Raw genomic sequence first — 13,365 nt, 5'->3', positions numbered from 1 at the left:
TCCGGTTCCGCGCCGAGATCGGTTCAGACGAGAGTCGAGCTCAGGGCCTCGACCAGCCCCGGCACGAGCGTCTCGCCGTTCATCACCTGGTCGGACGAGTCCCGCGACCGGGACCGGACCGCGCACCAGGACTCGCCGGTGCGCAGTACCCCGACCACCATCCGCACGTCCTCGCGGTCGGGCCTCTCGCTCAGGAAGCCCAGGCGCTCCTGCGGGTCCTGGATCGCGGCCGCCTCCTGCTCCGCCTCGGCCGGCAGCACCACGCGCTCCACGACGAGCGCCGTGCCGTCGACGGTGGACGGCCAGGCGATCTGCGCCAGCAGATCCTCCAGATCCGCGGCGGCGGGCAGGTTCTCCTGCTCGATCATGGTCAGGGCCTGCGGGTCGTGCCGCGCCTCGGCCAGCGCCGCGTCGTCGAGCACCTCGGCCAGCGCGGGATCCTGCTCCAGGGCGGCAGCGGTGCGCACCAGAGCGAAGATCCCGACGGGAGCGTCCCAGCCGCGCTGGGCGGCGTGCTCCTCGAGCTCGATGACGGCGCGGGCCAGGGCCGTCCGGCGCGGAGAGCCGAGCCCCGAGCCTGGTCGGTGGTCGGGCGAGCTCCCGGTCGTATCAGTCGTATCAGTCATACCCGTGACACTAGGCACTCCGCTCCGCGGCGTCGACGCCGTCGTCGGACTCGGCTCGGGCCGCCCGCGCCCCCGCGCGCAGCGGGTCATGACGGCTCATGAGGCGAGTCCGGAACGGGTTTTGTGGGCTCGGCGCGACCTGTGGGACGATGGTCGTGTCCGGCGCCCGCGGCGTCGGAGTCCATCTGCGCGCGTGCGCGCGCACCTCGAACGACACGGAGCGTGACCGTGAGCACCAGGCCCGACGACGATTCCGACGACAAGCCCGAGCGCCCTGCGCCCGACGAGTCCTCCCCGTCCAGCCGGGAGGATCGCGTCAGTGGCGGCTTCTTCCAGTCGGATGAGGCCAGTGCCTCCGGCAGGGACTCCCGCGGCGGAGCCACGGGAGCCTCGTCCGGGCACTCCCCCGCGGACGCGGCGCCCGACGAGACCCCCGATCAGGATGGCGGGGGCCCGTCGAGCGGCTTCGATCCGGCGTCCATCCTCTTCGGCGGATCCGCCCCCTTCGGCGCACGACGCCCGGGACGCGATGGAAGCGGCGGACGCGGTCCCGATCGAAGGGGCTCGGCCGGTTCGGGACGGCCCCGGCGCCCCTCTCGACCCGCTGCCGGAGACTCGGGAGGCTCGCGTCGCCCGGGCCCACTGGCCTGGACGCTGGGGATTCTCGCCGTGCTGGCGGCGATCATCATCTTCCTGTCGCGCACCTGGACCGAGGTGCTCTGGTTCAACCAGCTCGGCTTCGCACGCGTGGTGTGGACCCAGTGGATCGCCTCCGGCATCATGTTCGTCGTCGGCTTCCTCATCATGTTCGGCGCCGTGTTCGCCGCCATGACCAGGGCCTACCGCTCGCGCGAGATCAGCCTTCCGCACGACGAGGCGGCCCGCAATCTCGAGGCCTACCGCACCGCGGTGGAGCCCATGCGCCGCTCGCTGACCTGGATCGTGCCCGCGGTACTGGCGCTGCTGAGCTCGGCATGGGAGTTCGCGCCTCACTGGAAGGAGGCGCTGCTGGCCATCCACTCCCACTCCTTCGGCACCACCGACCCGCAGTTCGGCCTGGACATGTCCTTCTACGTGTTCATCCTGCCGGTGCTGGAGACCGTGATGTCCTTCCTGTCGCGCGTCGTGGTCTTCGCGGGGATCGCCAGCGTCGTCGTCCACTACCTGTACGGCGGGATCTCGATCGCGCGCACGCCTCACTTCACGCGGTCCGCGCGACTCCACCTGACCGTCCTCCTCGCCCTGTTCTCATTGCTCCACGGCGCGGGCTACTGGCTGAGCCGCTACTCCTCCCTGTACGCCTCGAACGCGAAGTTCGACGGCGCCGGCTACACCGACGTCCACGCCTCCATCCCGGCCCAGGCGATCCTGGCCGCGATCAGCGTGGTCGTGGCCGTCATGTTCATCGCCTCGGCGCGCACCAGTTCCTGGCGACTCCCCGTCACGGGCGTGGTGGTCATGGTCATCTCGGCTCTGCTCGTGGGCGTCGCCTACCCGGTGGTCATCCAGAAGTTCGTCGTGGACCCCAACGCGCAGCGCGAGGAGGCCCAGTACATCGACCGCAACATCAGGGCCACGCTGAGCGCCTACGGCCTGGGCGATGTCGACGCCCAGGCCTACGACGCCAAGACCACCGCCGAGGCGGGGCAGCTCATGGACGACGCCGAGGCGACGACCTCGATCCGCCTGCTGGACCCGAACCTCGTCTCCCCGGCGTTCAAGCAGCGTCAGCAGAACAAGCAGTACTACTCCTTCGACTCCCAGCTCAACGTCGACCGGTACGGGGTCTCGGGCGAGTCCCGCGACACGGTCATCGCGGTGCGCGAGATGAGCCAGGAGGGCTTGGACGCCGGGCAGCGCACATGGATCAACGACCACACCGTCTACACCCACGGCTACGGCGTGGTCACCGCCTACGGCAACACGGCCAGCTCCGACGGCTCGCCCGCCTTCTGGGAGGGCGGCATCCCCTCGGAGGGCGAGCTGGGCGACTACGAGCCCCGCATCTACTTCGGCAAGTCCACGCCGTCCTACTCGATCGTGGGCGGCGACGACGGCGGCAACCCGCGCGAGCTCGACTACCCCGACGACACGGCCGCCTCCGGCCAGGTCAACACGACCTTCACGGGCAGCGGGGGCCCGAGCGTCTCCAACCCGTTCAACAGGCTCCTGTACGCCACGAAGTTCGCCGAGATGAATATCCTGTTCTCCCAGGAGGTCCGCCCCGGCTCGCAGATCCTCTACGACCGCGACCCGGCCAAGCGCGTCGCCAAGGTCGCTCCGTGGCTGACCCTGGACGGCAACCCCTACCCGGCGGTGGTCGATGACGACGACGACCCGAGCACGCCCAAGCGGGTCGTGTGGATCCTCGACGGCTACACCACGACCAACAACTACCCCTACTCCCAGCACGAGTCCCTGGAGGACTCCATGAGCGACGCGACGACGGGGCAGGCCTCCCTGCTCGGCGCGCCGAAGGAGTCCAACTACGTGCGCAACTCCGTCAAGGCGGTCGTCGATGCCTACGACGGCAGCGTCAAGCTCTACGAGTGGGACGAGCAGGACCCGCTCCTCGACGCCTGGCAGTCAGTCTTCCCGGGCACCGTCAAGCCCATGAGCGATATGAGTGCCGACCTCATGGCCCACATGCGCTACCCGGAGGACCTGTTCAAGGTCCAGCGCACGGTGATGTCCAAGTACCACGTCACGGATCCCGAGGACTTCTACTCGGGCGGTGACTTCTGGAAGGTCCCCGACGACCCCACGAAGGAGGGCGACTCGGCGCAGGCCCCCTACTACCTGACCCTCAAGATGCCGGACCAGGAGCAGGCGTCCTTCTCCCTGTCCAGCGTCTACATCATCGGCGGCAACACCGATCGCAATGTGCTCACCGGATTCCTGGCCGTGGACTCCGAGACGGCCAGTGGCGAGCCGGGGGTGAGGAACCCCGACTACGGCAAGCTGCGGCTCCTGGAGCTGCCGCGGTCCTCCAACGTGTCCGGCCCGGGGCAGGTGCAGAACAACTTCAACTCCGACGGAACCGCCAGCCAGGTCCTCAACCTGCTGAGCCAGCAGGGCTCGCAGGTCATCAAGGGCAACCTGCTGACATTGCCGGTGGGCGGTGGTCTGCTCTACGTCCAACCCGTCTACGTCCAGTCCTCCTCCGGGACGCAGTACCCGCTGCTGCGCAAGGTGCTGGTCTCCTTCGGCGACAAGATCGGCTTCGCCGACACGCTGCAGGAGGCTCTCGATCAGGTCTTCGGAGGGGACTCGGGGGCGACGACGGGTCAGGAGGTCGTCGACGGCGACTCCGCCGCGGCCAATGACACGTCCTCGTCCACGGACGCCTCCGGTCAGCCGTCGGCGGCGCCCTCGGCGGATCCGACCGCGACCAGGTCTCCCGGTGCGCAGGCGCCGTCGGCGAGTGCGCAGCCCTCGACCTCCGCCTCTGCGAGCGGGAGCGCCCCGGCGTCGTCCAGCGGCGACCCCCAGACGGACCTCAACGCGGCGCTCGCGGACGCGAAGACCGCCATGGACGACTCCAACAAGGCGATGCAGTCCGGGGACTGGACGGCGTACGGCGAGGCTCAGACCAGGCTCAATAACGCCCTCAACCGAGCGGTCGAGGCCCAGAAGAAGCTGGGCTGACCAGGCGGGACGGGTGAGCAAGGGCACGTAGCGGTGGATTGAGTTCCAGGGACGCGGCGACTAGTCTTCTTGGCGTCGCCGCGGGGTGGAGCAGTTCGGTAGCTCGCCGGGCTCATAACCCGGAGGTCGCAGGTTCGAATCCTGCCCCCGCTACCAACCCGGAGTCCCCGGCACCAGCGGGTGCCGGGGATTTCTGCGCTCCCGGCACGTACGCCGCCGGCACCCACGAGCCATCCGCGGCGCGGGTCGGAAGAATCTCGGAGACCTCGAGCCCAAGGGCCGCAGCGGTGTCGAGGATGTCCTCCAGGCTCCAGCCAACCTGGCCTCGCAGTTTCATCGACACCGATGAGCTCGACACGCCGATCCTGCGTGCGAGTGCGGCTCGTGTGACTCCCTGCGTGAACATCACCTGATTGATGGTCATGCCGATGGCTTGGTCTGGACTGAGGCCGATCGATGTCTTGCGCTTCGTCATGGCTCAACTCAATCATGAAGCATCAAGATTGTCAACGGATGATGCTGGACATGACGAACTCCAAGATATACGTTTCACTCATGACCGTCAAGAGATTTGTTGATCGCCAGGACTTGCTGAGTGCGTCAGAAGTTGCGTCGATGCTCCCTGACACCAGCGCGCAGACGGTTCTCAGATGGGCGAAGCAAGGACGCTTGCCCTTCGTTGAGATGCCGAGCGGGCGCCGGGGCCGTAAGTACTTTCGTCGGGAGGACATTGAGGCTCTGCTGACGCCCGAGGTGGCGCCTGCTGGGGGTCGGTCGGGAGGCCATGAGCGGGTGGGGGAGCTTCCGGGTCAAGGGGTGTTGTCGTGGTGAGGGGGCTGGTCGTGGCCGCGTCCATGGGGAATGGGTCGTGAGTACGAGGGCGTCGAATTGGGTGTGGGAGCTCGAGGATCTGGGGCCGTCGGAGACGCTGGTGCTGCTGGCTCTAGCGGATCAGGCCGACGATGAGAACTACTGCTGGCCCTCGCAGCAGGTGATCGCTGCCCGCACGAGCATGGGAGAGCGGATGGTGCGCCGTCACATCAACTCCCTATCCGAGCTCGGCCTCCTGACCGTCGAGGTGCGCTCATCGACCTCGGGGCGCCGCTCCAACGTCTACTGGCTCAATGTCGGGTTTTCCTCGGAATCCCGGCAACCGGCCAAATTGGCCGATTGCGGGGAGCCCGTGGACAACGCGCCTGTGGGTAACTCCGATACCCGCCGCCGCTCGACACACCACATAGGGGCACCCCCGGGGGCGGTCATCTCCTGTTCTCCTTGGGTACGGGCTGCCTCTAGCGAGTGATGATGGTCAAGTCTGGCGCGCCGGGGCGACGGCAATGCCTGCGGCCAGACGGTGCGACGGGGTCCGTGGGCTCGCTGACCGCTCACATGCCCTGGCCGCGCTGCCGGGGCTGCCTAGGCGCCGCCCCCTCGTCAGTGCGAGGTGCTGGAGTGTGGTAGCTGCGGCCGGCTATGGCTCACCCAACGCGCCCAGGAGCCCTTATGAGGGTGGAAATGGCCTGGTCGACCACAAGATCAGTTGCATGCGTATGGGCGTGCACGGCCGCGACGTATCCATCCGGGCGAAAGGGATGTCGGGGAGTCTCCCTGAAGTGGCGGGGCACGTTAGGCGGTGCGGGCATTGGCGAGAATGACACCCAGGGCAGCCAGGGGGCCAGAGGTGTCCAGGCGCCAGTAGACGGTGTCGATGCCTGCGCCGCGCTCGTCGCGCACGATCTTATCGACCCTGCCCCAGCGGGCCAGGGCGCCCATGGACGCCTGGTTCGTCGACCAGGTCTTGGCCAGCAGGGGCACGCGGCGGCGAAGGGCGCGAGCCACGACCCGGCGCCCCGTGCGCGTGCTCAGCCCCCTGCCTCGGTGACTGGGGGCGACCACCGCGGTGGAGACGTAGACGTGCTCGGTCCCCCTCCACATCCAGGGCCAGTAGTAGGCGCAGTAGCCCACCAGGCGCTCGTCCTGCACCAGGACGACGAGGTGGGCCAGCTCGAGCAGGGAGTCGACGTAACTTCTCGACGTTCGCCCCGGCCTGAGGGCCGAGGTCGCGGAGCTCCTGACCGAGCCGGTGGCGCCAGGACAGAGCGGGACGAAGTCCCCGTCACACCGCCTGGTCAGCGCCAGCAGTTGGCGGGCCAGGGGCTCGGGAAGGTGTCCGGAACGGAGGACGCGTACCGAGACGGGTCGGCGCATGACGCTCTCCTAGGGACGGTCGTGGCCGGAGGGATACCGCCCACGAAGTGAGCACATATCGCAAGTGATAGTGTCTACCACATGCGAGTCCGCACCATACACCGTCCGTGGTGGGGCCTGGGGGCCCTATGCCTGGGGATGGTCATGCTGTTCATGAACACGACGATGATCAACGTCGCGCTGCCCGACCTGTCGACCTCGTTGGGGGCGGGCACGAGTCAGCTGGAGTGGATCGTGTCGTCCTACAACCTGGCGTTCCTGGCGGTGCTGCTGCCAGGCGGGGCGGTGGGGGACCGTCTGGGGCACCGCAGCACACTAGTGGCCGGGGCGGTCGTGTTCGGGGCCGGAGCCCTGGTCGGGGCGACGTCGGGGTCGGTGGGCTGGTTGATGATGGCCCGGGTCCTCATGGGGGTGGGGGCCAGCGTGTTCACGCCGATGTCGCTGGCGCTGATCCCGCGGATGTTCCCTGCCGAGCAGCGGGGCCTGGCGACGGGGGTGTGGACGGCGGCCGGAGCGCTGGGGGCGCCGTTGGGCCCGCTGGTGGGCGGGATGATGATCGACGCGCACGGTTGGCGATCGATGTTCACCCTGGACGCGGTGGCGGCGTGCGTGGTGCTGGCGTGCTGCCTGACGCTAGTGCCAGCCGGCTCACGCTCGCAGCGCGACGGTCGGGGCCTGCCGTGGGCGCAGGTGGTCACCTCGGCGGCGGGGTTCTCGCTGATCACGTGGGGGCTGATCAACGCCGAGCACTCCTGGACGCGGGTGTCCACGTGGGCGCCGATCGTGGCCGGGGTGGGGGTGCTGGCCATCTACGCGGCGCTGGACCTGCACCGTCTGGACACGCTGACGGACCTGTGGCTGCTGGGCGTGAGGCGTTTCCGGACGCGCTCGGTGGAGTTGATGCTGGTCAACTTCGTGCTCTTCGGGATCCTGTTCGTGGCCCCCAGCTACCTGCAGACGGTGCTGGGCAACTCGGCGGTGCGCGGGGGGATGCTGCTGATGCCCCTGGCGGCCTCCGCGGTGGTGGGCTCGCTAGCCGCGTCGAGCCTGCTTCGTCGTCCGGGGGCTCACGCCTGGGTGATGCCGGTGGCGCTGGGGCTGGTCGCGGCCGGGTTGGCGCTGGCGGCTCGCACGGCTCTGGGCGATGGCGCCCGGGTGCTGGTGCGGGGTCTGGTGATGGCCGGTGTGGGGCTGGGGCTGGCGCAGTCCTTCGGGATCGCCACGGCGATGGACGCGGTGCCGGCCGAGGCGGAGGGCTCGGGAGCCGCGCTGCTGAACACGGTGCGCCAGTTCGGTTCCGTCCTGGGTATCGCGGCGCTGGGCAGCGTGTCGGGGACCGTCTACACGCGGGGTCTGTCCTCGCTGCCCGCGGGCCTGCCCGACCAGGTGGTCCAGGCGGTCTCCGACACGGTCTCATCCGCGCACCTGGTCGCCTCCCGGTTGCCCGCGGGGTGGGCCGTGGCGGTGGCGGACCAGGCCGATCGTGCCTACGTGCACGCCATGGACTGCGTGCTGGCGATCTGCGCTGTGACCAGCGGCGTCGTGGCCGTCATCGCGGCCCTGGCCGCGGTCTCGCGACGCGTGCGCCGGTCCTAGAATCGTGGTCGTGACATCGCGTGCGCCCGGACTGCGTGAACGGAAGAAGCTTGCCACCCGCCGGGCAATTCGCCGGGCGGCGCTGGCGCTGTTCGAGTCGCAGGGCTACGCGGCCACGACCGTCGAGCAGATCGCCCAGGCCGCCGACGTGGCGCCGATGACCGTCTACCGGTACTTCGGGACCAAGGAGGCCACCGTGGTGTCGGTGTCGCTGACACCGGCCCTGCGCGAAGGGCTGGGGCGGATGGCCGACGCCCTGGCCAGTGATGGTGCTCCGACGGTGGCCGAGGTCTCCCGCTTGGTCGCACTGCTCGCGGCCGAGGAGGAGGGCTGGCTGGAGGGCCTTGCTGCCAGGGTCGAGCTGGTGGCCGCCACTCCAGAGCTCGAGCAGGCCCTGTGGGCGCAGTCGTCGACCTGGACTACGACGCTTGCCGAGCAGCTACCCACTGAGGCCCTTAGCGCCCGCGTACAGGCCCGGGCCCTGGTGGGCGCTTGCCTGGAGGGCCTGCTGGCGTGGCGTGACCGCCCCGCCTTCCCTGACGCCGACTCGCTCGTCGATGTCATCCAGGAGGCCCTCGACGCGATCCGAGTCCCGACCTCGATCCCTGTACCCTGAGGGCACTCCGCTCCGCGCTCGGGGTGCCGAGCCGCAGCGCTCGCACCCGCCGACAGCACCCGAATTTGACGCGCCTGACGATTGCGACAGGTCCTGGCGAGTTGTCTGCACCGCCGTTGAAGACCGCTGCTGCGATCCCGGCGAAAGGTTGGTGGCCGCCGCAGCGTGATTAAGCGCGCTCCACAAGACCCGGGACGATCCATTCCCCTGATCAGCGGTCACCACCAGCCACGCGACGGTCGGTGACAACACCCCCCCGGATCATTCGATAGACAGGGGCAAGCCATCATGAGGCGGCCGGGATCGCGGAATTGAAGGCGGAGGTCCGAGAGTTGCGTCAGGAGAACGAGTTCTTGAAAAAAGCAGCGGCCCGGCTTGCGAAGGAACGTCCGTGACCGAGCGCTACGAGGTCGAGGTCGCGAAGAAGGCCATTACCCCGTTTCCCCGATGTGCCGATGGTCGGGGGTGCCGACGTCCGGCTGCTGCTCCCGGCGCGACCGACCGCAGTCGCGTACCGCGATCGGGAGAGAAGAGCTCGGGGTCATGGTTAACGATGCCTTTGAGGGCTCGTGAGGGCACCTACGGATGCCGACGGATTCAGGCGATCCTGGAAAGGTATGGAGTGCGGGTGGGCGGTGGCACGACCCGCTCCATCATGCGCGACCAGGGCCTGCGAGCCGCACAGCCACGAGGGTGCGGCGCCACGTGACTCGATCCGCGTGGTCCGAGCGCCAGCGGTTGATGACGATGCAGGCCAGCGACAGTGCGGGGTTGTAGAGGCGGCGCGCGGTATCGGTGGTGGTAAGGAGCTCGGCGACGCCGTCGACGGAGGAGACGCCAGGCTCGGTGATGATCAGGACCCGGTCGGCGGCGGCGAGTGCGCCGAGCGCGAGCACGCCGAGCGAGGGTGGGCAGTCGATCAGCACGACGTCGTAGCCGTCAGTGGCGCCGTCGGCGGCCACGCGCAGAGCAGCCTCTCGCCCAGGGCGGGTGTCGGCGTCGCGTGCCGCGAGCTGTCTATCCGCTGGGACCACGTCGATGCCCGGCCAAGAACCGCCTGCCGACACGATGGCTGCCGCGAGGTCGCCGGCGCCGGCACGGCCTGAGAGCACGGAGTCCAGGACGTCATTGAGAGTGACCTGGTCGGGTTGGATGTCGATGCCCAGGATGGCGGATGCGTTGCCCTGGGGGTCGGTGTCGATCACGAGGACGCGCTGGCCCTGGCGGCTGAGTAGCGCGGCGAGGCTGATCGTCGTTGACGTCTTGCCGACCCCGCCCTTCTGATTGGCGATGGCGAGTGTGAGTGGCATGCGGTGCTCCTGGTGCTGATCCATGGACTGAACGCTGGCGTTGTTGGCGCTTCGGGCGACTTCTGACTGTCGCCCGTTCTTCGTTGAAGTCAGGCGGCTTGCGAGAGGTCGTGGTGGCGGGTGACGGCGTTGCGGGTAACGCTGGCAAACCTGCGGAACGCCAGCCTTTGGAAGGCACACCACCGGAGAGAGGCGAGCACCTTGGAGTACTCGGCGGCAACGACGAGCCGGCGGACGAAGGACTGGAACCCGGAGCTCGCAGGTTCGAGTCCTGCCCCCGCTACGAAATGCCACTGGGTGGCGCTAAAGACTTCGACCCCTGCTATGATGGAGATCAAATTTTTTTCGCTGTTTCGGAGCCGGTATCTCGGTTCGGTCACCGGTCGGCGTGTTCATGTGCCTCAGGCTTCTTGGATGATTTAGTGCCCTCTCTGTCCTCTCTCTCCGACGTGAGCGTCGTCTCCGCGGGCTTCGTCGCCGGATTCGCCGCCGTGACCGTCGTCGCGCTGGCCGCGACGGTCTTCCTGCTGCTCCGGCTCCCGCGTCGTCGGCGGGTGCATGTGCCCAAACACGCGAAGGGTGCCCCCGCGAATGCCGTGCCGTGGCGTCGCCGGCTCCTGCTGGCCGCGCTGCCGGCGGTTCTGATCTGCCAGCTCCTCGTGACGGGGCTCGCGGCGGCGAGGATCAACACGACGCTGCGGTTCGCCAACACCCTCGGTCAGGTCGTCGAGCTGGCGTCCGGCTCCGGCCGCGTCATGGGACCGACCGAGCTCGCACCGGTGGCCAGCCCGGATCCCGCCGAGGAGGCGGGCGACGAGGCCGACGAGGAGGCGACGCCGCCCGCGCCCGATCCGGCCGACGTCGCCTCTCTGGAGGCGACGTCGGAGGGCGGGAACACCTTCAAGACGACCTTCCGCGGCCCCGCCAGCGGCATCACCGACGACGTGTGGTTCTGGACGCCGCGCGGGTACTCCGCCACGGACGGGAAGTCCTACAACGTCCTGACCCTCCTGCACGGCGTGCCCGGGACCGCCGACGGCCTCGTCTCGGCGCTGGAGCTCGGCCCCCAGCTGCAGGCCGCCATCGACGACGGGCGCCTGCCCCCGACGATCATCGCCGTGCCCTCGCTCAATCCCGACGCTGCTCAGCGCTCCGAGCCCGACTGCGCGGACATCGTCGGGCACGCCAAGGTGGGCACCTGGATTCAGGAGGACGTGCCGAGGATGATCCGGGCCACCTTCCCCGGGACCCGTGCGGATCGCGAGGCCTGGGCGCTGGTCGGGGTGTCCTCGGGCGGCTACTGCGCGGTGTGGACCACCATCATGCGCTCGGACGTCTACACCACGGCGGGCTCCCTGTCGGGGTACGACGTCCCCGGCATCGGGGGGCTGGCCTCGCCCGAGCTCCGCGAGTCCAACACCCTGAGCACCCTGGTGGCCCGCCAGCCGCACCACCCGATCGGCCTGTGGCTCCTGGGGGCATCGGACGACCCGCCGGCCCTCGGGACGGTCACCACCCTGCCGGCCGCCGTCGGGGGCGAGGACGCCGTCGAGGCGGTCCGGCCGCCCGAGGGCGGACACTCCTGGAGCCTGTGGAAGGACCAGGCCTCCATCTTCCTCACCTGGTGGTCGCAGCGCCCGGACGTCAACCCGAACGCCCCCGCGCAGCCCACCCCGACCGCGACCCCGTCACCGACGGACGAGCCGACGCCCGACGGCTCCGACGCCTCCTCCTCCGAGGCGGCTCCCGCAGCTGCGGCGCCCGAGGCGCCCGCGGAGGAGAATCTCGGACTGGCCGATCGCCTGGTGCGCTCCTTCACCCAGATCCGCGGCACCGGCGTCATCACCGCGGTCGGTCTGCTGACGCTCGCGGCGACGCTCGCCTGCCTCATCAGTCCCGCCCCGGCGCCCGCCCGCGACGGCAGGGCCGAGGACGGGGCGACTCGTTCGAGGCGGGGCGCCACGGCGGTCGATGCGACTGGAGAGGCCAGCGTTGCCGGCAGCGCGGCGGGCGTCGCCGTCAGGGCACTGCTCCTGGCGGGCGCATGCGCCCTCGCCGCGATCCTGATCGGTTTGATCGGGAACCGGTTCGGCGGCTTCTACCCGACCTGGGCCCTGGCCTGGGCGGATATCGGCCCCGCCCTGTGGTGACCCGCGAGCGACTCACGGTGAGACGATCCGCTGGCCGCACGCGCCGAGCCCTCCGTCCGGAGGGGGCGGAGGGCTCGGAGGACTCAGCGCCGATGAACGGCGGCGGAACGGTCGGCCGCCGTCAGGGCTGGTCAGGTGTCGTCCGCGGGCGGCGCGAAGGGGCCGCGCGCGGCGATCTCGGCCCAGCGCTCCTGGCTGATCCGGGAGGCGATCAGCAGGCCGACGGCGCTGAAGGCCAGGCCGGTCACGACCCACATGACCGGGGGCGGGGTGCTCGAGTTCATCGGAATGAGAAGATTGTTGCAGAGGTGGAATCCCCCGTGGATGCCGATGCCGGCCCACACGCTGCGCATGGTCAGCGAGAGATAGGCCGCGGTCACGGCGAAGCCGAAGGGGAGGGCCAGGTAGAGCAGGTGGTCCGCCACGCCCTGCTGACCGCCCCGGGAGATCAGGTGCGGAATGGTGAAGACGACCACCGAGATCCACACGGCGCGCTTGGGTCGGTCGGAGAAGCTCTGCAGGAGGTAGCCGCGCATGACCGCCTCCTCCCCGATGGCCTGAGACACGTAGCACAGCCCGAGGGCGTAGACGACCGTGAGCCACAGCGGCACCGCAGCGTTTTGGCCCCCGAATTGATTCACGAACTCTCCGGCCCCGAGGAGGAGGAAGACCGCTTTGATGCAGCAGAGGATGCCCACTGCGATCCCGGTTCCCGTCAGGAGGGAGAGCACCGCGCGACGGTTGAGGGTCAGGCCCGCTGCGCGCAGGGGACGGTGATCGACGTAACGGGTGAGCAGGAGGGCGAACAGGAGATAGGAGGAGAGGAGGAACGGCCACATCGACATCGTCGTCATCATGGCGACCAGGGGGTCGCCCGAGGCGAGTCCCTCCCGCACCGGGGGGATGAGGTATGCCAGGGACGAGAGGAGCACGGCTGCCCCGAAGGCGGTGAGGGCGAGGAGAACGCGCGCCCACCCGGGCGGGCGGCGACGGGTCCGCTGCTCGTGGGGCGGTTCGGCTGCGGCGGCCTGCGGCGCGGGACATCTCGAGTCGAGGTTCTGCGACTGGGGCGGGAAGGGCTCGGTCCGTGAGAGTCGGAGCTGGGATTCTGGAAGCACGGCGGTGTGCGGTTGAGTTGCCATGCCCCGACGCTACGAACGAGGCTGCGGCGGCCGCGCGTGACCGAGGACCGAACTTCCGGTGCGCACCCA

At 69.5% G+C, this 13,365-nt stretch carries 12 protein-coding genes and 1 tRNA gene; 8 read left to right on the top strand and 5 right to left on the bottom strand.

Going from position 1 to position 13,365, the window contains the following annotated elements:
• Positions 1-23: 23 nt before the first annotated feature.
• Positions 24-626 (bottom strand): PPA1309 family protein, encoded by a 603-nt coding sequence (locus G448_RS0108820; protein WP_026407685.1) that lies wholly within the window; start codon positions 624-626, stop codon positions 24-26.
• A gap of 228 nt (positions 627-854) precedes the next feature.
• Between G448_RS0108820 and G448_RS0108810 the strand changes: the two genes are divergently transcribed.
• The gene (locus tag G448_RS0108810) at positions 855-4,274 is read left to right on the top strand and encodes a UPF0182 family membrane protein (RefSeq protein ID WP_026407684.1); all 3,420 of its coding nucleotides are present in this window, start codon (positions 855-857) and stop codon (positions 4,272-4,274) included.
• 79 nt (positions 4,275-4,353) lie between these two features.
• Positions 4,354-4,430, top strand: a tRNA-Met gene (locus G448_RS0108805).
• Here the strand turns inward: G448_RS0108805 and G448_RS19000 are convergent.
• The gene (locus G448_RS19000; protein ID WP_281170947.1) at positions 4,387-4,680 is read right to left on the bottom strand and encodes a helix-turn-helix domain-containing protein; all 294 of its coding nucleotides are present in this window, start codon (positions 4,678-4,680) and stop codon (positions 4,387-4,389) included. The genes G448_RS0108805 and G448_RS19000 overlap by 44 nt on opposite strands.
• Before the next feature lie 50 nt (positions 4,681-4,730).
• On the opposite strand from G448_RS19000, the gene G448_RS19235 reads away from it, so the two are divergent.
• Complete coding sequence (locus G448_RS19235; RefSeq protein WP_084436571.1) at positions 4,731-5,105, top strand: helix-turn-helix domain-containing protein; 375 nt, start codon at positions 4,731-4,733, stop codon at positions 5,103-5,105.
• A gap of 37 nt (positions 5,106-5,142) precedes the next feature.
• Complete coding sequence (locus G448_RS15920; protein ID WP_169720843.1) at positions 5,143-5,577, top strand: helix-turn-helix domain-containing protein; 435 nt, start codon at positions 5,143-5,145, stop codon at positions 5,575-5,577.
• 323 nt (positions 5,578-5,900) lie between these two features.
• On the opposite strand, the gene G448_RS0108790 is transcribed toward G448_RS15920, so the two are convergent.
• The gene (locus G448_RS0108790; RefSeq protein ID WP_026407682.1) at positions 5,901-6,482 is read right to left on the bottom strand and encodes a GNAT family N-acetyltransferase; all 582 of its coding nucleotides are present in this window, start codon (positions 6,480-6,482) and stop codon (positions 5,901-5,903) included.
• 81 nt (positions 6,483-6,563) lie between these two features.
• Between G448_RS0108790 and G448_RS15915 the strand changes: the two genes are divergently transcribed.
• The 3 genes from G448_RS15915 to G448_RS19230 all read left to right on the top strand — a co-directional run bounded on the left by G448_RS15915 (position 6,564) and on the right by G448_RS19230 (position 9,403).
• Positions 6,564-8,078 carry an MFS transporter gene (locus G448_RS15915; protein ID WP_034494890.1) on the top strand — a complete coding sequence of 505 codons (1,515 nt, stop codon included), beginning with the start codon at positions 6,564-6,566 and terminating at the stop codon, positions 8,076-8,078.
• 10 nt (positions 8,079-8,088) lie between these two features.
• Complete coding sequence (locus tag G448_RS18130; RefSeq protein WP_051268819.1) at positions 8,089-8,694, top strand: TetR/AcrR family transcriptional regulator; 606 nt, start codon at positions 8,089-8,091, stop codon at positions 8,692-8,694.
• A 553-nt stretch (positions 8,695-9,247) separates the two neighbouring features.
• Entirely contained in the window at positions 9,248-9,403 is a 156-nt protein-coding gene (locus G448_RS19230) for an IS3 family transposase (protein WP_084436567.1), read from the top strand.
• Here G448_RS19230 and G448_RS15910 read toward each other — a convergent pair.
• Positions 9,348-10,004 (bottom strand): ParA family protein, encoded by a 657-nt coding sequence (locus G448_RS15910; protein WP_051268818.1) that lies wholly within the window; start codon positions 10,002-10,004, stop codon positions 9,348-9,350. The two genes, G448_RS19230 and G448_RS15910, sit on opposite strands and share 56 nt — an antisense overlap.
• A 422-nt stretch (positions 10,005-10,426) precedes the next feature.
• Between G448_RS15910 and G448_RS0108765 the strand changes: the two genes are divergently transcribed.
• Entirely contained in the window at positions 10,427-12,154 is a 1,728-nt protein-coding gene (locus G448_RS0108765) for an alpha/beta hydrolase (RefSeq protein ID WP_245572263.1), read from the top strand.
• Between the two features lie 131 nt (positions 12,155-12,285).
• Here G448_RS0108765 and G448_RS15905 read toward each other — a convergent pair whose 3' ends face one another.
• Positions 12,286-13,296 (bottom strand): CPBP family intramembrane glutamic endopeptidase, encoded by a 1,011-nt coding sequence (locus G448_RS15905; protein ID WP_084436564.1) that lies wholly within the window; start codon positions 13,294-13,296, stop codon positions 12,286-12,288.
• Between the last annotated feature and the right edge of the window lie 69 nt (positions 13,297-13,365).

The organism is Actinomyces gerencseriae DSM 6844 (assembly GCF_000429265.1).
GTDB classification, from domain to species: Bacteria; Actinomycetota; Actinomycetes; order Actinomycetales; family Actinomycetaceae; genus Actinomyces; species Actinomyces gerencseriae.
This window is presented reverse-complemented; position numbering and strand designations above follow the sequence as displayed.